Source organism: Halocynthiibacter namhaensis, assembly GCF_000812685.1.
In the GTDB taxonomy this organism is placed as follows: domain Bacteria; phylum Pseudomonadota; class Alphaproteobacteria; order Rhodobacterales; family Rhodobacteraceae; genus Halocynthiibacter; species Halocynthiibacter namhaensis.
In genome coordinates this window covers 20,072-40,278 of sequence record NZ_JWIF01000057.1, presented here as the reverse complement: position 1 = coordinate 40,278, position 20,207 = coordinate 20,072, and the positions used below count along the sequence as shown (strand labels likewise).

Below are 20,207 nucleotides of genomic sequence, written 5' to 3'. Positions count from 1 at the left end.
CCCGCTGAAGTTCCTTCATCTGCGCCCGCTCTGACAACGTCAGACCCTCCCGATCTCCTGTCTCAATCGATTGTTTATTAACCCAGTCCCGAAGCGTTTCGGGGCTGCATCCTATCTTCTTCGAAATCGATCTGAAGCACTCAGATCGCGTCCGATAATCCGCTTCATTCTCAAGCACCAAGCGCACTGCGCGCGCCCGGACTTCTGTTGAAAAACGGTTTCCTGAATTTCCTTTGATCATGACTTATCTTCCAAGCTTTATGATCTCCGGTAAACCCGGTCTGGTTCAATTAGCTTATGCCGCGTACTTTTATCCAGTTCCGCCAAGACATGCTTTGCAAGTTCTTCAGCTTTATTCCTTACCGATGGGATGGCAAAGTCGATTAACAATTTATGGGCGAACTCATTGCGTATTCGCGAAAGCAAGCTCAGGGCCTTGTATTCGAATTCATCGATAGCCAAAAGGCACGCGCATAGGTTTATGCGAGCGGAGAAACTACCCAGAGGGCCATCACTTCGTAACAGTTCTTTAGAATGCCTATTATGTCCCAACAATGCTCGAGTTATGCGCTCAATTTGCAATTCCAGATATGTGCTGGAAGACAGCGCCAGACCTCGTTCAGTTTCGTTGTCAGCTCCCCATAAGAAACGGTCGAACTCAGCTTGCCTAAGTTCTTCCGTTTCTTTCTGGGAAGGGTTGGATTCCATGTTCTATGCCCTGAATGCTTTACAGGTCCATCAGCAGGCGGCGCGGGTCTTCGAGCGCTTCTTTGACGCGCACGAGGAAGGTCACAGCGCCTTTGCCGTCAACGATGCGGTGGTCATAGCTTAGGGCCAAGTACATCATTGGGCGGATCACCACTTGGCCGTTGATGGCCATTGGGCGGTCCTGGATTTTATGCATGCCCAGGATGCCGGATTGTGGTGGGTTCAGGATGGGCGATGACATCAGAGACCCATAAACACCGCCGTTTGAGATGGTGAAGCTGCCGCCTTGCATCTCATCCATGGTGAGTTTGCCGTCACGTGCACGTGCGCCTTTTTCGGCGATCGCTTTTTCGATGCCCGCGAAAGACATGGCGTCGGCGTCACGGATCACAGGCACAACAAGGCCGGTTGGCGTGCCAGCCGCGATGCCCATGTGGACGTAGTTTTTGTAAACCACGTCGGTGCCGTCGATTTCGGCGTTCACTTCGGGCACTTCTTTCAGAGCATGCACACAGGCCTTGGTGAAGAAGGACATGAAGCCAAGTTTGACGCTGTGTTTCTTCAGGAACAGGTCTTTGTATTCATTGCGCAGGGCCATCACTTCAGTCATGTCGACCTCGTTGAAAGTGGTGAGCATGGCCGCTGTGTTTTGGCTGTCTTTCAAGCGGCGCGCGATGGTCTGACGCAGACGGGTCATTTTTACGCGTTCTTCGCGTGGGGCGTCATTCGCGGCAGATGCCGGGCGGGCCGCTGCGACAGGGGCAGGGGCGGCTGCGGGGGCAGATGCGCCTGCTTTGATCGCGCTTTGCACGTCAGACTTCATCACGCGGCCATCTTTGCCTGTGCCCGCAACGGAACCAGCGGCAAGACCTGCTTCAGCCATGGCTTTGTTCGCGGAAGGAGCGTTTTCAATGTCTTTGCCGGTGGATGCAGCAGGGGCCGCAACCGCTGGTGCTGCCGCCGGGGCAGACGCGCCTGCGCCAGAAGTCATGACAGCAAGCTTGCCGCCTGCTTCCACGGTTGCGCCCTCAGCTGCGAGGATCTCGGTGATAACACCAGCCGCTGGGGCGGGAACTTCGACGGAAACCTTGTCTGTTTCCAACTCACATAGCATTTCGTCCTGCGCGACCGTGTCACCCACGGCTTTGAACCAGCTGGCGACGGTTGCTTCAGACACGCTTTCGCCCAAGGTTGGAACCATCACATCAACGGAACCACCCGTTGCTGCGGGTGCCGCAACTGGTGCGGCGACTGGGGTCGGAGCAGCGCCAACACCTGCGTTGATGGTGGCGAGCAGCGCGTCAACGCCAACAGTTGCACCCTCGGCCGCGATGATCTCGCCCATAACGCCAGCGGCAGGTGCGGGGACCTCAACCGTGACTTTGTCTGTTTCAAGCTCACAGAGCATTTCATCTTGTGCCACTGCGTCGCCTGGTTTTTTAAACCAGGTTGCGATGGTGGCTTCGGATACACTTTCGCCCAGGGTTGGGACACGTACTTCGGTGGTCATAATGATTATCCTTTGATCGTCAGCGCATCGTCAACGAGGGCTGTTTGTTGTGCTTTATGTTGGCTTGCGAGGCCCGTTGCCGGAGAGGCAGAGGCGGCGCGGCCGGCGTATGTTGGGCGGGAAGATTTGTGATCCTTGATCCGGGACAGAACCCATTCGATATTAGGTTCGATGAAGGACCAGGCCCCCTGGTTTTTCGGTTCTTCCTGACACCAAACCATTTCCGCGTTCTTAAAGCGGGACAGTTCTTGGATCATGGATTGTGCGGGGAAGGGATAGAATTGTTCCACACGCATGAGGTAAATATCGTCAAGGCCACGATTGTCACGTTCTTCCAGCAGGTCAAAGTAGACCTTACCAGAACACATGACCACGCGTTTGATCTTGTCATCAGCCACCAAATTCGTATCTGAATTGCCCTTTTGTGCGTCATCCCAAAGGACACGGTGGAAGGAACTGTCACCTGTGAAATCCTCAACCGTTGAGACAGCCAATTTATGGCGCAACAAGGATTTTGGTGTCATCAGGATCAATGGCTTACGGTAATCGCGATGCATTTGACGGCGCAGGATATGGAAGTAGTTGGCAGGCGTCGTACAGTTCGCAACGATCCAGTTGTCGCCGCCACACATCTGCAAGAAACGTTCCAAACGCGCGGACGAATGTTCCGGGCCTTGACCTTCATAACCATGTGGCAAAAGCACTACGAGGCCAGACATGCGCAACCATTTGCTTTCACCGGAACTGATGAATTGGTCGAACATGATCTGCGCGCCATTGGCGAAATCGCCGAACTGTGCTTCCCATAGAACCAAGGTGTTTGGTTCCGCCAAAGTATAACCGTATTCGAACCCCAAGACTGCATATTCGGACAACATGGAGTCGATGACTTCATACTGGGCCTGGCCTTCACGGATGTTGTTCAGCGGATAGTAACGTTCTTCGGTGTTTTGGTTCACGATGCCAGAATGGCGGTGTGAGAAGGTGCCGCGTGTTGCGTCTTGGCCGGCCAAACGCACGGGGTAACCTTCGGTTAACAAAGATCCAAATGCCAGCGCTTCGCCGGTTGCCCAGTCGATGCCTTTGCCCGCAGTTAGGGCTTTGCCTTTGGTGTCAAGCATCCGAGCGACGGTCTTGTGCATTGGATAGCCGTCCGGCGTGGTCGCAAGGGCTGTGCCGACTTCGGTGTAGGTTTCTTCCTTGATCGACGTCGTGCCACGTTGATAGTCTTCATCTTTTTTATCAAGATGTGACCAACGACCATCCAGCCAATCTGCTTTGTTTGGTTTGTAATCTTTGCCGGCTTCGAATTCGGTGTTCAGCTTGGCCTGGAAGGCAGCTTTCATGTCCTCGATCTCGCCCTCGGGGATCAGGCCGTCACGGATCAGACGTTCCGTATAGAGCTGAAGCGAGGTCTTTTGCGTCTTGATGGTTTTATACATGAGCGGGTTGGTGAACATCGGTTCATCCCCCTCATTGTGGCCAAAACGACGGTAACAGAAGATGTCCAAAACCACGTCTTTGTGGAATTTTTGGCGGAACTCAGTTGCCACGCGGGCCGCATGCACAACCGCTTCTGGGTCGTCGCCGTTGACGTGGAAAATCGGCGCTTCCACCATCATCGCGATGTCAGTTGGGTAGGGGCTGGAACGTGAGAAATGCGGCGCAGTGGTGAAACCAATTTGGTTGTTCACAACGATATGCATGGTGCCACCGGTTTTGTGACCAACGAGGCCAGACAGACCGAAGCATTCCGCAATCACGCCTTGACCCGCAAAGGCCGCGTCACCATGCAGAAGGATCGGCATGACTTTGGTGCGGTCTGTGTCGTTCAGCTGGTCCTGTTTCGCGCGCACTTTGCCGATCACAACTGGGTTAACGGCCTCAAGATGCGATGGGTTTGCAGTCAGCGATAGGTGCACAGAGTTGCCGTCAAAATCACGGTCAGAAGATGCCCCGAGGTGGTATTTCACATCCCCAGATCCATCAACATCTTCGGGCTTAAAGCTGCCACCCTGGAATTCGTTGAAGATCGCTTTGTAAGGCTTTTGCATCACGTTGGCGAGAACCGATAAACGGCCACGGTGCGGCATACCGATGATGATATCTTGCACACCCAAAGCACCGCCACGTTTGATGATTTGTTCCATCGCCGGGATCAGACTTTCGCCGCCATCAAGGCCAAAACGCTTGGTGCCCATGTATTTTACATGCAGGAATTTCTCGAACCCCTCGGCCTCAACCATCTTGTTCAGGATCGCCTTGCGGCCTTCCTTGGAGAACTGGATCTCTTTGCCGTAGCCTTCAATGCGTTCCTTCAGCCAGGATGCTTCTTCGGGGTTGGAAATATGCATGTATTGCAGCGCAAATGTGCCACAATAAGTGCGCTTCACGATGTCCACGATTTGGCGCATGGAGGCAATTTGCAGGCCTAACACGTTATCAAGGAAAATCGGGCGATCCATGTCGGCGGCGGTGAAGCCATAGGTCGCGGGATCAAGTTCCGGGCGAATGGTTTCATCACGCATTTTCAGCGGATCGAGGTTCGCGGCCAGGTGACCACGGATGCGATAAGCGCGGATCAACATCAGCGCGCGAATGCTGTCCAGAACCGCGCGTTTGATCGCCTCGTCAGAGACCTCAACGCCTTTTGCCGCAGCTTTGGCTTTGATCTTGTCACCCGCACCTTTGGCTTCGGCAGGCGCTTCGGGCCATTCACCGGTCAAGGCCGCTGTCAGGTCATCAGCTGGCATCGGAGGCCAATCCATGCGGCCCCAAGATGGGCCTGCCGCCTCGGCTGTGACGTCATTCGCGCCATCGCCCAAGGATTGGAAAAATTCAACCCAAGACGCATCAACCGCTGTCGGGTCGTTGGCGTAACGGGCGTACATTTGCTCCAGATACTCGGCATTGTGCCCCTGCATAAAGCTGGTGGCGTGGAACTGGTCATTGGGGGATTGGTCGTTCATTGGCTGACCTCTTTGGGGTTGGGACCGTATTTATTTGTTGTGGGTTCGGACGGGTTGATCAGCCAGACGAGCACGGCAAGCCAGAGACCAAGATACATAATGGGAGCGGATGTTACTAAAAATCGGATCAATGAGATGCCGACTGTTTCGCGGTTCAGAAACGGAGCAACAGCAATGAAGACGGCAGAAAACGCCAGAGGAATAAGCAGATACCAACCGGGTTTTCCTGCATCATGCAAGCGGCGCCAGCCGGCAGCACAGATGGGAACGATCAATGCAATCACGGCAATCGGGCTAAGCAGAGTGTCGGCAGCGAGTTCGTAATAGACATGTCCGAAGCTGTATCGAACGGGAGGCTCCCAGTCAGAGTTTGCATGCAAAAGAGCGTCGGCGGATTGTGCCAAATAGACAAGCGCGAGACAGAAAAGAGCAAAGGGCCAGAACTCGCCGCGATCCGAGCGGCCAGAAAAGGAAAAACTCTTCCGAAGGCTGGTTTTGACGGCCACAAATGGTGTCATATCATCTCTCCCTGCGCTTGGGTGTCGCTGGAGTTTGTTCGTGCGGATGGGGAAGCCTCCTGAGATGGCAAAATCCAAAAGATGGCGGAGGGCACAAACAAAAGCAGCGACAGGAACAACCAGGAAAGCCCAAGTTCGCCAACCTGTGCGCGCGCGTCATATGCGCTGAGGCCCGACATCAGGCCAACGCGCCAGATAGGAATCAGGACCAGGTAACCACCGAAGAAGACAGTTCCAAAGGCACAAGTGACAAAGATGCCTGCGCCTGCATCACGGCATCGGCGTATTGCGGCGGGCAGGGTGAAGAACATCAAGGCGGGGTTGATGAACATAAGCCACTGCGGAAGCAAGCGAACGTTTCCTGTTGTGAGCGCTGCGGTGATCCCGATGAGGAAGGGTGCGGACAGGAAAAGGCAGAAAAACCAGAACTCGCTGCGGGTTGCCTTTCCTTTGAAGGAAAAGCCCTTGCGAAGGCCTGTTGTTATGGCTTGCAGTGGGCTCATACAGCCACCTCTTGCGGATTGTTGCCCCAGGCGTTGGTGCCGGGTTCTGACCTGCGTAGCAGGGTGGGGGTGATCAGGGCAAATGACAAGCCCGCGATCAGCAAAACCGGAATGATCACATAGGTAAAGATCAAAGCGCCCAACACCTTATGGGCGGCGGTGCCAAAGGCGATGCCGGGGCTGAGATAGGCGTAAAGCGCGCTTTCACGCGGGCTGGACATGTCACTGTGGACGCCTGCCAGATGGGCATCAACACGCAACATGGGCAGGGACAACCAGGCGGCAAGCGCAAGACATGTGAAACACAAAAGATATAGAGCAGTTCCGGTTTTGGCCGAACGCCCCACATCATGAAAACGCTGCACGGTCTTGATCAGCATGAAGGGCAGGGTCAGTACGTAAATCGCAAGGCCAATCATAAAGGCCCGCAAGCCGGTCAAAGGATCGTCCGCCAACATCATCACCGCATAACCGACAGCCAATGCACCCGCATGAAAGGTCCAAAACGTCCAATATTCCGCCCGCGTTGCGCGAGAAGAGAGGGATAGGCCGTAGGGCAAGCTGGGGGATATGGACGGAGTGTTCAGCATTTTACCAGATACGCCAGAGAATAATCAGGCAAATTAGTAGCAGAAACCAAATGAGGTGCCGGAGTGCTTTGGCAGTCTTCATTGCTTCATGCGAAACATATACAGCAAGACTAGCATCTTGTCTGGCGTGCGCTAGGAGCCTGTCACGCTGGTCGTCGTTAAGATCATAAACTGGTATTGTCGCTTCAGGATCAATATCTTGTTCCATCGTGTATGGAGCGGCTTCATTGAGTAGATTCAATTTCCCCTTGGGTGCTGAGCCGTCTTTTTGATGCTGTGCTTCGATTTTGATAATTTCTTTCAATTCTGACATTAGAAAGCCCCCTTTTGAGAAGAGGCCAGATGAAAATCTCTCCACGGGAGGGCGCTTGCGCACCCACCCTGGGCCGGGCCCCGGAACTGAACCGGTCCTGACCATATGTGGAGAGAGGCCGTCATTGTCTTAGCCGATCGCTTTCAGAACAGCTTCGCCAAGGGTGGCGGGGCTGTCTGCAACGATGATGCCTGCAGATTTCATCGCTTCGATCTTGTCTTCCGCGCCGCCTTTGCCACCAGCAACGATTGCGCCAGCGTGACCCATGCGACGGCCGGGAGGGGCTGTGCGACCTGCGATGAAGCCAGCGGTTGGTTTCCAACGGCCTTTTTTCTTCTGCTCGGCGAGGAATTCAGCGGCTTCTTCTTCTGCGGAACCACCGATTTCACCGATCATGATCATGCTTTGTGTTTCATCATCGTCCAAGAACATGTTCAAGATATCAATGTGTTCCGTGCCCTTAATCGGGTCGCCGCCGATGCCAACAGCTGTAGATTGACCAAGGCCGATGTCAGATGTTTGCTTTACCGCTTCATAGGTCAATGTGCCGGAACGCGACACAACACCGACGGAGCCACGTTTGTGGATGTGGCCTGGCATAATGCCGATTTTACAGGCGTCAGGGGTGATCACACCGGGGCAGTTTGGCCCGATCAGGCGGGATTTGGACCCTTCTAGCGCGCGCTGAACACGCATCATGTCAAGCACGGGAATGCCTTCGGTGATGCAAACGATCAGTTCCATTTGCGCGTCAATCGCTTCCAGGATGGAATCCGCTGCGAAGGGCGGAGGCACGTAGATCACGGAAGCGTTGGCTTCGGTCGCGTGCATGGCTTCGTGCACGGAGTCGAAAACCGGCAGGCCAAGGTGGGACATGCCGCCTTTGCCGGGGGTCACGCCGCCAACCATTTTAGTGCCATACGCGATGGCTTGTTCAGAGTGGAATGTGCCCTGAGAGCCGGTAAGGCCCTGACAGATCACTTTGGTGTTTTCGTCGATGAGGACTGCCATTTGGAGTCTCCTTTGTTCGCATTAGGCGGGTTTGTGTCGGCGGGCGGTTGCCCGGGTGTCGTGTTCTTGTAAAAGCCCGCTACGATTGGGCTTGTTTAGGTTAGTCTTCGTTGCTCTCGGGTTGGTGGTGCGCAAGAGCATCTGCAATCTGTTCGCGTGACCAGACACCTAGAGAGCGCTGATCCATCCCTTTACGTGTTTTTAGATATTCAGAATCGAGATTGATTTCGCCCGTTTCGCTGATGCTCACCAGCGGGTCAGGAAAGTTGAATGGTCCGGCACAGGGATTGAACCACTTAAAGCCACCATTCATGCGCAGGTTCTGGTTTGTCTCAACGTGATGCATTGTCGTGAGAAGGTAGGGAATTTCGCTTTCCACAAAGTTCTGGAAAAACGCCCAACGCAACCAAAATTTCAGATGAAATAAACAGTCTCGACACATCATCATATCGGCTTTTGGAAGGGGATCGGATGTGATGTCGAGGTGAATGAATTTGCGCCTTGGACCTGCATGCTGGCTTTCCACAGTTTGCAGGACTTCAGATGATATATCCGCGCCGATATAGTTTATACTGGTCAGATCCACCTCGCGCATCCAATGCCAGTCACCACAAGGTGCGTCAAGAAATGTCTTTACCTTATATTTTGCAAAGAGATCCGGTAAGGCATCCCGCAGAGATGCGGTTGCCTCAAGCGTGGAGCCCGGGCCCGAGCGTGGGGCATTCCGTATTCCTGACCACTTTTTACTCTCGAATGCGTTTCTAACTGCGTCGCGCATTTTATGCTCCTGAACCATTACTAGTGATAAGCAGGCCCTGACAGATCACTTTGGTGTTTTCGTCGATGAGGACTGCCATTGGGAGTCTCCTATTGTTCTGTGGGCGCAGAGAAGGAAAAGGTTCCTCCAGGAATGCCCAACTTATTTGCATCAATTAAGGTAATGAACGAATTCGCGGTGATATGATCTGTCCCCCAAATCCGGTAACGTTGCCCGGCTTCTTCACGATCAAAACGTGGCTCATCAAATTGGATCAATACGTGTAAAGCGCTTAGCGTAGCTTCGGTGTCTACATTGGTGCTACTCACGACACAGTTTGAGATTTCTTCGCCATCACGTTCGCTCCGCGATATTCCGAGAGCATAAGGTGACGACAGTTCATCCCGAACTATCCAACCTTTGAATTCTACGTTTGGATCTTGAGGGGCGAATGCCAACGCCATTTCTTCGCTCAGTTCCTCGTATTCTAAAGCAGTTGCCGCAGCTTCTGTTTTGTCAATTCTGCCAGCATTCAAAACACAATGACCAATGAAGATTTTTACTAACTCGTCAGTATCGGTAGCAAATGCTGCCTGGGCACTGAGAAGTGAGCTAAGCAAAAGTCCAAAAATTGTGATGCGTGCAGTTTTCAAAACTTAACCCTTAACCGCCTTCACGATTTTCTCGGCACCGTCAGAGAGATCGTCAGCTGCGATCACATCAACGTCGGAGTTGTTGATGATGTCTTTGCCAGCTTCCACATTGGTACCCTCAAGGCGCACTACGAGGGGAACCTGCAGGCCAACTTCTTTCACCGCAGCAACAACGCCCTCAGCGATCACGTCACAGCGCATGATGCCGCCGAAGATGTTCACAAGGATGCCTTTGACGTTTGGATCAGAGGTGATGATTTTGAAGGCTTCTGTCACTTTCTCTTTGGTGGCACCGCCGCCAACATCAAGGAAGTTTGCAGGTTCAGCACCATAGAGTTTGATAATGTCCATCGTCGCCATGGCCAGACCCGCGCCGTTCACCATACAGCCGATTTCACCATCAAGCGTGATGTAGTTGAGGTCGTATTTGGATGCTTCGAGTTCTTTTTGGTCTTCTTCAGTCACGTCACGCAGTTCCGCGATGTCTGGATGACGATACATTGCGTTGCCGTCGAAGCTGACTTTCGCGTCCAGAACTTTCAGATCACCGGAATCGGACACGATCAGCGGGTTGATTTCCAGCATTTCCATGTCTTTTTCGATAAATGCTGTGTACAATTGGCCCATCAATTTGACGCATTGTTTGACCTGAGCACCTTTAAGGCCCAGCGAGAACGCGATTCGACGACCGTGGAACGCCTGATAACCGGTGGCCGGATCGACTGAGAAGGACAGGATTTTCTCAGGTGTGCTTGCGGCAACTTCTTCGATATCCATGCCGCCTTCAGTGGAACAAACGAAAGACACGCGGGATGTCTGACGGTCGACCAGCAGAGCCAGATACAGTTCGGTTTCAATGCCAGAACCTGCTTCGATATAGATGCGGTTCACTTGCTTGCCAGCCGGGCCAGTCTGATGCGTGACCAATGTGCGGCCCAACATTTTCTTAGCTTCTTCAGCGGCTTCTTCAACAGATTTACAAAGACGTACTCCGCCTTTTTCACCTGCGTCAGCTTCCTTAAAGGACCCCTTGCCGCGACCACCTGCGTGGATCTGGGCCTTTACGACCCATAGGGGACCATCAAGTTCGCCAGCGGCGTTTTTAGCGTCTTCAGCTTTGGTGACCGGGCGGCCCTCAGAGACGGGTGCGCCGTAAGAGCGCAAAAGCGCCTTGGCCTGGTATTCATGAATGTTCATGGCATCTTCCGGTTTGTTGCTGCGGTTTCATGCAGTCAATACGACCTAGGACAGTAAATAAAACGTTTTTTTCCCACATCTGCGTGATTGGCGGATATTTGCATGTTTTGTGATCACAGGTTTTGTACGTGTGATCACAAAATATAAACTTGGCGATTCGACTGTGATTTGCGCGGTTTGTGTCGTGTTGATTACCGGTTGTGTCGCCCGCGGTCGGCTTGCGCTTAGGGGGCGTAGGTCAGTCTTCGGGCCGTGGAAAGTGTTTTTCCAAAAACACATCGTCATATTGGTCTAACGCATCGCAGGCGATTGGCTGACGTCTGAAGTCAAACTGTGCCAAGGAAACGGGCACGGCGGATGCTGGCACTTCCCGGCTGTCCACTTCTATTGCTTTTATGACCGCGCGTCCGTTTAGAAAATTTACGGAACAGCTGAAAGCGGCTGCAAAGATGCGGTCGACAGAGGTGAAATCATAGCCAATGACTTGCAGTTGGAGATTGTGGTAGCGAATTGTAATGCTGTGGTGGCTGTGTGTTCGCCCGCATGCAAAACATCCCCAATGGATTGCGATGTTACCATTCGGGAGGCGCTCCAAGCTGTCTAAGTCCGATAGGTTTATCGGCAAGATCACCGCCTCATTGTCTCTGAACCTTCCGCCGTAACTCACTGCGAAGCTCAACACGTCGAAGCGTTCGTTCAGTGCGTAAATTTGTAGCTTGTCGTCAACTCCGTCACCGGTCAGATCGGCGAGAAGAACCTGTTGGGGTTTAGGAAACAGATCTGCAGTTATAATCGGTTGGGCGGATACGAAAGTGGCCGCAAAAACTGCGGCCACTGTTAGAATTGAGATGCGTGAAAGCATTATTTCGCGAGCGAACCGTCGATTGCGATGCAGGCGTCAACCAAGCCTTTAACCGCGTTGACTGAATTGTCGAACATGGCTTGCTCATCCGCAGTCATTTGGATGTCGATCACGCGCTCAACGCCGCCAGCGCCGATCACGGTCGGCACACCAACATAGAAGCCATCAAGGCCCAAAGCGCCGTCAACGTAAGCCGCACAAGGCAGAACGCGTTTCTGGTCTTTCAGGTAAGCTTCGGCCATCTCAATCGCAGAGGTCGCAGGTGCATAAAACGCAGAACCGGTTTTCAGCAGGCCAACGATTTCAGCGCCGCCATCACGGGTGCGTTGAACGATGCTGTCCATTTTTTCCTGTGTGGTCCAGCCCATTTTTACCATATCTGGCAATGGGATACCGCCAACGGTGGAATAGCGTGTCAGCGGCACCATTGTGTCGCCGTGGCCGCCCAGAACGAAGGCCGTAACGTCGCGCATGGAAACGTTGAACTCTTCCGCGAGGAAGTGACGGAAACGTGCGGAATCAAGAACGCCAGCCATGCCGCAAACTTTGTTTGTTGGCAGACCAGAGAATTCGCGAAGCGCCCAAACCATCGCATCAAGTGGGTTGGTGATGCAGATCACGAAGGCGTCTGGCGCGTGCTTTGCAATGCCTTCGCCAACGGATTTCATCACTTTGAGGTTGATGCCTAGCAGGTCATCACGGCTCATGCCAGGTTTGCGCGCAACACCAGCGGTCACGATGCAAACGTCAGCGCCTGCGATGTCAGCGTAGTCGCTGGAACCGGACATGTTTGCATCAAAACCCTCGGAAGGGCCGGATTCAGCTATATCAAGCGCTTTGCCCTGTGGCAGACCATCAGCGATGTCAAACAGAACAACGTCGCCGAGTTCTTTGACTGCTGCGAGGTGAGCAAGTGTGCCGCCGATGTTACCGGCGCCGATAAGGGCGATTTTAGGACGAGCCATGGGATATCTCCATACATTTGACATCTGTGAAATTCTGTCGTCATGACTAATCGGATTGTCGCATTCGTGCAAGGCGCTGCAATGCGGCAAATACTGCAACTTGTGGTGATCTTTGCAACTTGTTAGCGCTGATAAGGTGTAAATCTATTGGAAATCTGCGCTTGATGCCTGACGTATTTGATATAACTTTTTTCGCATTTGCGATACCAGCCGTGCTTTTTGCGGGGATTTCGAAGGGTGGGTTTGGGTCTGGTGCGGCTTTTGCTGCGACACCACTGCTTGCGCTGATTCTGGAACCCGGAGCTGCGATAGGGCTGATGTTGCCGCTTCTCATGCTGATGGATATCACCGCTTTGCGCTCTTATTGGCGGGGTTGGGATCGGGCATCAGCCTTTGTTTTGATTGCTGGTGCTATACCGGGCGTGGCGCTGGGCGGGCTTTTGTACAAAGTTGCCGACCCGGATGTTTTTCGTCTGCTGATCGGGGCAATCGCACTTGGGTTCGTGGTCTGGCAGGTCGCGCGCACCAAAGGGATGATCCCTGCGGCAGGTCAAAAGATGTCTGCGCCCGTCGGCAGAATCTGGGGGATGGTCGCCGGTTTTACAAGCTTTATCTCTCATGCAGGTGGACCGCCTGCCGCCGTTTTCTTACTGTCGCGTGATCTGGATAAACAGCGCTTTCAGGCGACGACGGTTCTGGTATTCTGGGCGATCAATCTGATGAAATTCCTGCCCTATGCCATGCTGGGCATTTTTACCCCGCAAAGCCTCCTCGCGGACCTGTACCTCGCGCCTTTTGCAGTCATAGGGATCTGGGTCGGGGTTCGGCTGCACCGGCTCGTGCCGGAACAACTCTTCTTCACACTTACCTATATCTTTCTTGTTATTACAGGTTCCAAGCTGATTTTTGACGCGCTGGGCTGAGGGGGAAACCTTAGGTGGGCTCATCCATTGAGGTGGGCAAAAGATCCTCTTCCAAGGTTTCAAAGGCCTGGCCAGATGCAACCACACAGGTCATTCCGTTTGGCATGGTCACCGTGATCGTCCAAGTTCCAGTTTCGAGCGACGCGAAAGTTTCGACCACGGCATTATTGGCACCTAGACCAATGGATTGACGGCTTTCACCAAAACCTGATGCCAGATGGTTCACGACAGTGTCGCGTGCGGCGCAATTGCGCGTGCCCTGGGCAAATCCATTTTGAACCGTAAGTAAAATGGCGCCAACTGCGAGGGACAGGGTCAGGATATTCTTCTTCATTGCGAGTTTCCTTTCGAGAGCGGGCGCATTTTGCAGCCCATCCTGTGGGGTCAAATCTCAGGTGGCTCTCGCAAAACATGGGCCCTGTCTGCCGCGTGTTTCGGTGACCCGGTCTGATAATCTCTGACTGTCCCAGTGGGTTCCCTTCGGGCAAGCCTTGCCAGATCATCGTTTGTCCGACCCTTTTTTGGGCACTCTGACTTTCAACAACTGCGTTCAGCCTGACGCAGAGGGGCGAAAAAGTGGTTAACATGCCGTACGCGTGCGGAATCGGCGAGATTTTTCTGCGCTGCGGCAAATTAGATCTTGCGAAATTGTTCGAATGCGGTGATTTTTGCGCAACTTTATTACAAGGCGGAATCAAATGTCTCTCTCTCGTCCCTTGCGCTCTGTGCTTTATATCCCGGCTTCTAAGGAACGTGCGCTTGAAAAAGCCCGTGGCCTAGCATGCGACGCGATCATCTTTGATCTGGAAGATGCGGTTGCGGTGGATGAGAAAGAAAACGCCCGTGGGCTGTTGGGTGAAACACTTAAAGCCGGTGGCTATGGCAACCGCATGCAGATCGTGCGGATCAATGGATTTGACAGTGCCTGGGGCGAAGACGATGCCCGCGCCGTTGCCTTGATGGACGCGGATGCTGTCCTTTTGCCAAAGGTCGAAACCGTGGCGCAGCTTGATGCCTTGGCCGCCATCACTGGCGACATGCCGATCTGGGCGATGATGGAAACCCCACGCGGGATGCTGAACGCAGGCGCCATTGCCGCACACCCCAAAATGCAAGGTTTTGTGATGGGGACCAATGACCTTGCGAAGGAGTTGAACACCCGGTTCCGCGCCGACCGCCTACCAATGATGGCGGGGCTTGGCCTGTGTTTGTTGGCTGCGCGTGCAGAAGGTATCGCCGCGATTGACGGGGTTTATAACGCGTTTAAAGACGAAGATGGTTTGCGCAATGAATGTGAACAGGGCCGTGACATGGGCTTTGATGGTAAAACCCTAATCCACCCGGCGCAGCTAGCGATTGCCAATGAATGTTTCGCGCCATCGGATGCGGAAATTGACCTTGCGCGCCGTCAGATCGAAGCGTTCAATGCCGCAGAGGCCGCTGGTGAAGGTGTGGCCGTGGTTGATGGCAAAATCGTTGAGAATCTCCATATTGTGACCGCCAATCGTATTCTTGCACAGGTTTCCGCCATTGCTGATATGGCTTGATGCTGTAGGTGTAGTCGAAATTCATATCTCGGAGACTTCGCCATGATCCTTCTTCTCGCCGGTCTAGCCCTGTGGTGGGGCGCCCATCTTTTGAAACGTCTCGCGCCTGATGCGCGCGCCAAGTTGGGCCGTGGTCCCATCGCTGTTGCAATCATTCTGTCAGTTGTCCTGATGGTCATTGGCTACCGATCTTGGGATAGCTTCGATCTGTTTGCCGTGCCAACCGGCTTGCGTCATCTGAACAACCTCATGGTGTTGATTGCGATTTATCTGATGAGCCCCGCCGCCAAACGTGGTGTGCTTCTGAATGGGGTGCGTCATCCGATGTTGATCGGTTTCAAGCTTTGGGCGCTGGCGCATCTCATGGTGAACCCGGATCTGGCCTCCGTCGTGCTGTTCGGCGGTTTGCTGGCCTGGGCTGTGGTGGAAGTGATCGTGATCAATCGTGCGGAACCCAGCTGGACCCGACGCCCACGTGGTAAACTGCCGATGGACGCGATGTTCTTTGTTGCCTCAATCATTCTGATGGGGGTGATCGGTATGATCCACATGCACATCGGCCCCATGCCATTCGGAGGGTAACCCCATGAAACTATACCGCTTATTAACCGAAGAAGACACAGCCGCCTTCTGCCATAAAGTATCCGAAGCCATCTCTAAAGGCTGGGACTTATACGGCAATCCGACCTACGCATTTGACGCTGGAAGTGGCGTTATGCGCTGCGGTCAGGCGGTCACAAAAGATGTCGACGCAGATTATCACCCCGATATGAAACTGGGAGCACAGTAATGAAAACCAACACGGGCCGATTTTTTGAGGACTATAAGTTGGGCGATGTCATCCCCCATGCTGTGCCGCGCACTTTGTCTGGTGGTGAACGTGCAGCCTATACGTCGCTGTATCCGACACGGTTTGCGCTGACCTCTTCTGATGAATTCGCCCGTGTTTCCGGTCTGCCGCAGGCCCCGCTGGATGAACTGATCGCCTTTCACACGGTGTTCGGCAAAACGGTGCCAGATATTTCCTTGAACGCGGTGGCCAATCTTGGCTATGCCGAAGGGCGCTGGCATCTGCCTGTGTATCCTGGTGACACGCTGCGCTCGACCAGTGAGGTCATTGGTCTCAAACAAAACTCCAACGGAAAAAGTGGTGTTGTTTGGGTGCGCACCCGTGGCCTGAACCAGCGTGATGAGCTGGTGCTGGATTACGTGCGTTGGGTCATGGTGCGTAAGGGCGATCTGGATGCGGACGCGCCTGATACCGTGATCCCTGAGCTGGCGAAAACCGTTGCGGCGGATGATCTGGTGATCCCGGCTGGGCTGGATTTCAGCAACTATGATTTTACCCTCGCGGGCGAGGCGCATCGTTGGGGCGATTACGCGGTCGGTGAGGTGATTGATCACGTCGATGGCGTCACCGTGGAAGAGGCCGAACACATGATGGCGACGCGCCTTTGGCAGAACACCGCCAAAGTGCACTTCGACGCCACAAATCGTGCCGATGGCAAGCGCCTGATCTATGGTGGTCACGTGATTTCCATGGCGCGCGCCTTGTCGTTTAATGGGCTTGCCAACGCGCAAATGATTGTTGCCTTGAACGGCGGCGCACATGCAAACCCTTGTTTTTCAGGCGATACAATCCGGGCATGGTCTGAGGTGCTTGATAAGGCTGAAACAAATACCCCCGGCGTCCGCGCCATCCGTCTGCGCCTGGTCGCGACCAAAGGCAGAGCAGGCGATCTACGCGGTGAAGACCGCAAATACTTGCCCGAGGTTTTGCTGGATCTTGACTATTGGGCATTGATGCCTGTGTGATTGCATGCCCGACGCCGGGCCTTTCTAGCCGGGCGTTGGCTATGCGGATGAACATCCCGTTGAGCTTTTGCGTATCTTTGTTAGGTGTCTACAATGTTTAACAATTCGACATCGAAACCTAATAGCTACTTGAAGCTGACGTCCTGGACTGGTTCGTTGGTAGTCGGTGGTCTTTTCTTCAAAGGGTCATTACGGATGAATTACCTGACTTTTTATTTTTCAGATACCGAGACCTGTTATTAGAACACACAACTTTTGTTCTTTTCTTACCCGCAGTTTTTTTCGTGAGTGCTTTTGTTTTGTACATATTCAAACCCGATGCCTCGGTGTCAGATATGAAAAATCGTTTCTGGAGTGCTTCACAAGTAGTGCATCGGTGCTACCTGTCGTTTGCCTGATGCTCATCCTGTTGGGAATTATCTTCGGTGTTTTTGGATCACTGTGGGTTGAGTATGCTCTCCAATCTCAACAATAACGCTATGTGGCCTGATCAATGCCCGGCCTTACAACTTTGCTTCGTTATAGCGCACTACAATTTTGTGATCACAAAAAATAATCCCGTGATCACAACGCGGTAAAATTATCGCGATTTGGCGAAATACCGCAACGAAAATGGAAAAAAGCGCGCCTTAAGGTGTGACATTCGGGAAATATTCAGTATTGATGGGTGAAATCCGGCTCAGGCGGCATTTTCCCGCGTGATTCCGACATGTCCTGCCGGGAGGCCTGCAGGGCCAACATAAGGCAGACCAACCGCAAGGGGGCACCCACATGGCTGACGTAAACCGGGGTAACCGGCCGCTATCGCCGCATTTGACGATTTACCGTCCACAGTTCACTTCTGTGACTTCAATTTTAACCCGTATCACTGGCAACGCTTTGATCATAGGCACGCTGCTCAGTGTCTGGTGGCTTTTGGCGCTGGCATCTGGCCCCGAATATTTCGAATGCGCCAATTGGGTCATGACATCTTGGTTCGGTAAGCTTGTGATGCTGGGGTCCCTTTGGGCGCTTTGCTATCACTTCCTTGCGGGACTGCGTCACCTGTATTGGGATTCAGGTCGCGGGTTTGAGCTTGAAAAAGCCAAGACCCTAGCCATCGTCGTCGTCGTGGGATCGTTTGTTCTGACGATCCTTGCGCTGCTGATTATATAAGGGGGCGTTGAATATGTCTTTCCTCACCGACCGCAAACGCGCAAACGGCCTTGGGTCTTCCAAATCCGGCACCGCGCACCACATGCAAACGATGATCGGCGCAACCGGTCTTGCGGTTCTCGTGCCGCTGTTCGTCTATGTCTTTGGGTCTGCAATTGGCCTGTCTTATGACGACGCCCTCGCGCATTTCGCGCGTCCGTTTAACGCGATTGTCACGGGCCTGACATTCACCGTCGCCATGATGCACTTTCGTCACGGCGTTCAGATCATGCTGGAAGATTACGTGCATGGCCACACGCGGACCTATCTGATCGCGGGCGCCGCTTGCCTGAGCTACACTATCATTGCTGTTGCTCTCTTCTCTCTCGCCCGTATTGCGCTGTAAGGAATAATCACAATGGCTGCATATGAATATGAAACCCACGAATTTGACGTGGTGGTTGTCGGTGCTGGCGGCGCAGGTTTGCGCGCAACACTTGGCATGGCGGAACAAGGGCTGAAGACGGCCTGTATTTCCAAAGTTTTCCCAACCCGTTCGCATACTGTTGCGGCGCAGGGTGGTATTGCTGCGTCTCTGTCCAACATGGGCCCGGACAATTGGCAGTGGCACATGTACGATACTGTGAAGGGCTCTGACTGGCTGGGCGACACGGATGCGATGGAATATCTCGCACGTGAAGCCCCCAAGGCTGTCTATGAGTTGGAACATTACGGTGTGCCGTTCTCGCGCACGGAAGAAGGCAAAATCTATCAGCGTCCTTTCGGCGGTCACACCACTGAATTTGGCGACGGCCCGCCCGTGCAGCGTACCTGTGCTGCGGCGGACCGCACCGGTCACGCGATCTTGCACACGCTTTATGGTCAATCCCTGAAGCATAACGCAGAATTCTACATCGAATATTTCGCTATTGATCTGATTATGTCGGAAGACGGTGAATGTCAGGGTGTTGTTTGCTGGAAACTTGATGACGGCACATTGCATGTCTTCAACGCCAAGATGGTTGTTTTGGCGACCGGCGGCTATGGCCGTGCGTTCTTCTCAGCGACCTCTGCGCACACTTGTACGGGTGATGGCGGCGGCATGGTGACCCGTGCGGGTCTGCCAATGCAGGACATGGAATTCGTGCAATTCCACCCAACTGGGATTTACGGTTCCGGCTGTTTGATTACTGAGGGCGCGCGCGGCGAGGGCGGTTATCTGACCAACTCTGAAGGCGAACGTTTCATGGAACGTTATGCCCCCCAGTATAAAGATCTTGCCCCACGCGATTATGTTTCTCGTTGCATGACGATGGAAATTCGCGAAGGACGCGGGGTTGGCAAAGATGGTGATCACATTCACCTGAATCTCAATCACCTGCCACCAGAAGCTTTGGCCGAACGTCTGCCCGGCATCACCGAAAGTGCCAAGATTTTTGCGGGTGTAGACCTGACCAAAGAACCTGTGCCTGTGTTGCCGACCGTTCACTATAATATGGGCGGTGTTCCGACCAACTATTATGGCGAAGCGCTGAACCCAACTGCAAAAGATCCAAACGCGATTGTTCCCGGCCTGATGGCTGTGGGCGAAGCGGGCTGTGCTTCAGTGCATGGTGCAAATCGTCTCGGATCCAATTCACTGATTGACCTTGTGGTCTTTGGGCGTGCCGCCGCGATCCGCGCTGGCAAAGTTGTGGATGCCGATGCACCAAACCCCGTTCTGAACCAAGCGTCTATCGACAAAGCGATTGATCGTTTTGATGGTCTGCGTCACGCATCTGGCGGCACACCCACCGCTGAATTGCGCTTGGAAATGCAGAAAACTATGCAGGCCGATGCGGCTGTGTTCCGTGAAAGCAAAACCCTGAAAGAGGGCGTTGAGAAGATGACCGCGGTTGCGGCCAAGATCGACGACCTCGCGGTGACAGATCGTTCTCTGATCTGGAACACCGACCTGATGGAAACGCTGGAACTGACCAACCTGATGCCAAACGCTTTGGCAACCATTTTGGTGCGGAAGCGCGCAAAGAAAGTCGCGGCGCACATGCCCATGAAGATTATCCCACACGGGATGATGAAAACTGGCGCGTGCACACAATCAGCCGTGTGGATGGCAATAAGGTTGAGCTGTCCCATCGCCCGGTTGTGACTGATCCCCTGACGACAGAAGCCGAAGGTGGCATTAGCCTGAAGAAAATCGCACCAAAAGCGAGAACCTTCTGATGCGGGGCG

The 20,207-nt window shown here is 53.6% G+C and carries 22 protein-coding genes and 1 pseudogene; 8 read left to right on the top strand and 15 right to left on the bottom strand.

What is annotated here, in order from left to right; genetic code table 11:
- The 14 genes from RJ38_RS18525 to mdh all read right to left on the bottom strand — a co-directional run.
- On the bottom strand, positions 1-241 hold a 241-nt coding region (locus RJ38_RS18525; protein WP_156121840.1), incomplete at its 3' end, for a transposase.
- Positions 242-258: 17 nt separating this feature from the next.
- On the bottom strand, positions 259-708 hold the full coding sequence (locus RJ38_RS18180) for a hypothetical protein (protein WP_052245343.1): 450 nt from the start codon (positions 706-708) through the stop codon (positions 259-261).
- A gap of 19 nt (positions 709-727) precedes the next feature.
- The gene (gene odhB / locus RJ38_RS11245; RefSeq protein WP_039018976.1) at positions 728-2,218 is read right to left on the bottom strand and encodes a 2-oxoglutarate dehydrogenase complex dihydrolipoyllysine-residue succinyltransferase; all 1,491 of its coding nucleotides are present in this window, start codon (positions 2,216-2,218) and stop codon (positions 728-730) included.
- Between the two features lie 5 nt (positions 2,219-2,223).
- A complete protein-coding gene (locus RJ38_RS11240; protein ID WP_039018975.1) occupies positions 2,224-5,187 on the bottom strand; it encodes a 2-oxoglutarate dehydrogenase E1 component in 2,964 nt (987 codons plus the stop codon).
- Entirely contained in the window at positions 5,184-5,705 is a 522-nt protein-coding gene (locus RJ38_RS11235; RefSeq protein WP_039018974.1) for a DUF805 domain-containing protein, read from the bottom strand. Before RJ38_RS11235 ends, RJ38_RS11240 begins: the two co-directional genes overlap by 4 nt.
- Positions 5,702-6,208, bottom strand: a complete 507-nt coding sequence (locus RJ38_RS11230; protein ID WP_039018973.1) for a DUF805 domain-containing protein — start codon at positions 6,206-6,208, stop codon at positions 5,702-5,704. The genes RJ38_RS11235 and RJ38_RS11230 overlap by 4 nt, the downstream gene beginning before the upstream one ends.
- Positions 6,205-6,798 (bottom strand): DUF805 domain-containing protein, encoded by a 594-nt coding sequence (locus tag RJ38_RS11225; protein ID WP_039018972.1) that lies wholly within the window; start codon positions 6,796-6,798, stop codon positions 6,205-6,207. Before RJ38_RS11225 ends, RJ38_RS11230 begins: the two co-directional genes overlap by 4 nt.
- Before the next feature lies 1 nt (position 6,799).
- Positions 6,800-7,111: a hypothetical protein gene (locus RJ38_RS11220; protein ID WP_039018971.1), complete on the bottom strand. Its 312-nt coding sequence runs from the start codon at positions 7,109-7,111 to the stop codon at positions 6,800-6,802.
- Positions 7,112-7,240: 129 nt separating this feature from the next.
- The gene (gene sucD / locus RJ38_RS11215) at positions 7,241-8,122 is read right to left on the bottom strand and encodes a succinate--CoA ligase subunit alpha (RefSeq protein WP_039018970.1); all 882 of its coding nucleotides are present in this window, start codon (positions 8,120-8,122) and stop codon (positions 7,241-7,243) included.
- Between the two features lie 100 nt (positions 8,123-8,222).
- Complete coding sequence (locus RJ38_RS11210) at positions 8,223-8,900, bottom strand: class I SAM-dependent methyltransferase (RefSeq protein ID WP_052245342.1); 678 nt, start codon at positions 8,898-8,900, stop codon at positions 8,223-8,225.
- A gap of 89 nt (positions 8,901-8,989) precedes the next feature.
- Positions 8,990-9,532 carry a hypothetical protein gene (locus RJ38_RS11205; RefSeq protein WP_039018969.1) on the bottom strand — a complete coding sequence of 181 codons (543 nt, stop codon included), beginning with the start codon at positions 9,530-9,532 and terminating at the stop codon, positions 8,990-8,992.
- Positions 9,533-9,535: 3 nt separating this feature from the next.
- Positions 9,536-10,729, bottom strand: coding sequence for an ADP-forming succinate--CoA ligase subunit beta (gene sucC, locus RJ38_RS11200; protein WP_039018968.1), 1,194 nt, complete (start codon positions 10,727-10,729; stop codon positions 9,536-9,538).
- Positions 10,730-10,967: 238 nt separating this feature from the next.
- A complete protein-coding gene (locus RJ38_RS11195; protein WP_039018967.1) occupies positions 10,968-11,591 on the bottom strand; it encodes a hypothetical protein in 624 nt (207 codons plus the stop codon).
- Complete coding sequence (mdh, locus tag RJ38_RS11190) at positions 11,591-12,556, bottom strand: malate dehydrogenase (protein ID WP_039018966.1); 966 nt, start codon at positions 12,554-12,556, stop codon at positions 11,591-11,593. The genes RJ38_RS11195 and mdh overlap by 1 nt, the downstream gene beginning before the upstream one ends.
- A gap of 164 nt (positions 12,557-12,720) precedes the next feature.
- Here mdh and RJ38_RS11185 point away from each other — a divergent pair, with 164 nt between their 5' ends.
- Positions 12,721-13,479 (top strand): sulfite exporter TauE/SafE family protein, encoded by a 759-nt coding sequence (locus tag RJ38_RS11185; protein WP_039018965.1) that lies wholly within the window; start codon positions 12,721-12,723, stop codon positions 13,477-13,479.
- A gap of 10 nt (positions 13,480-13,489) precedes the next feature.
- On the opposite strand, the gene RJ38_RS11180 is transcribed toward RJ38_RS11185, so the two are convergent.
- The gene (locus RJ38_RS11180; protein WP_039018964.1) at positions 13,490-13,813 is read right to left on the bottom strand and encodes a hypothetical protein; all 324 of its coding nucleotides are present in this window, start codon (positions 13,811-13,813) and stop codon (positions 13,490-13,492) included.
- A 364-nt stretch (positions 13,814-14,177) separates the two neighbouring features.
- On the opposite strand from RJ38_RS11180, the gene RJ38_RS11175 reads away from it, so the two are divergent.
- The 7 genes and pseudogenes from RJ38_RS11175 (at position 14,178) to sdhA (ending at position 20,198) form a co-directional block, all read left to right on the top strand.
- Positions 14,178-15,026 (top strand): HpcH/HpaI aldolase/citrate lyase family protein, encoded by an 849-nt coding sequence (locus tag RJ38_RS11175; protein ID WP_039018963.1) that lies wholly within the window; start codon positions 14,178-14,180, stop codon positions 15,024-15,026.
- Positions 15,027-15,068: 42 nt separating this feature from the next.
- The gene (locus RJ38_RS11170) at positions 15,069-15,608 is read left to right on the top strand and encodes an NnrU family protein (RefSeq protein ID WP_039018962.1); all 540 of its coding nucleotides are present in this window, start codon (positions 15,069-15,071) and stop codon (positions 15,606-15,608) included.
- A gap of 4 nt (positions 15,609-15,612) precedes the next feature.
- Entirely contained in the window at positions 15,613-15,816 is a 204-nt protein-coding gene (locus tag RJ38_RS11165) for a DUF1737 domain-containing protein (RefSeq protein WP_039018961.1), read from the top strand.
- The gene (locus tag RJ38_RS11160; protein WP_039018960.1) at positions 15,816-16,841 is read left to right on the top strand and encodes a MaoC family dehydratase; all 1,026 of its coding nucleotides are present in this window, start codon (positions 15,816-15,818) and stop codon (positions 16,839-16,841) included. Before RJ38_RS11165 ends, RJ38_RS11160 begins: the two co-directional genes overlap by 1 nt.
- Before the next feature lie 771 nt (positions 16,842-17,612).
- Positions 17,613-17,996 carry a succinate dehydrogenase, cytochrome b556 subunit gene (gene sdhC, locus RJ38_RS11155; RefSeq protein ID WP_039018959.1) on the top strand — a complete coding sequence of 128 codons (384 nt, stop codon included), beginning with the start codon at positions 17,613-17,615 and terminating at the stop codon, positions 17,994-17,996.
- A 13-nt stretch (positions 17,997-18,009) separates the two neighbouring features.
- Positions 18,010-18,381 (top strand): succinate dehydrogenase, hydrophobic membrane anchor protein, encoded by a 372-nt coding sequence (sdhD, locus tag RJ38_RS11150; protein ID WP_039018958.1) that lies wholly within the window; start codon positions 18,010-18,012, stop codon positions 18,379-18,381.
- A 12-nt stretch (positions 18,382-18,393) separates the two neighbouring features.
- A pseudogene (gene sdhA, locus RJ38_RS11145) lies at positions 18,394-20,198 on the top strand (succinate dehydrogenase flavoprotein subunit).
- Positions 20,199-20,207: the final 9 nt, after the last annotated feature.